Below are 207 nucleotides of genomic sequence, written 5' to 3'. Positions count from 1 at the left end.
CGCGCGGCTCGTCGCCGAGCCCGGCGACGAGGGCGGGGGCGATCCCCACGGAGCCCTGGTCTTCGGGGCGTTGCTGCACCTGACGCGCGCCGAGGAGGCGGCCGGGTGGTGGTGGCGGCACGCGGCGGAGGGCGGCAACCGGACGGCGGCGTTCCTGCTGTACCTGCTGCACAGCGCGCGCGGGGAGTTCCGGGACGCCGAGCGGTG

1 pseudogene is annotated in these 207 nt (G+C 78.3%); it reads left to right on the top strand.

The window, feature by feature from the left end:
• A pseudogene (locus G3I42_RS28310) lies at nucleotides 1-207 on the top strand (hypothetical protein); the annotation flags it as partial.

The sequence above is a fragment of the Streptomyces sp. SID11385 genome (genome assembly GCF_010548245.1).
Lineage (GTDB): Bacteria > Actinomycetota > Actinomycetes > Streptomycetales > Streptomycetaceae > Streptomyces.
This window is presented reverse-complemented; position numbering and strand designations above follow the sequence as displayed.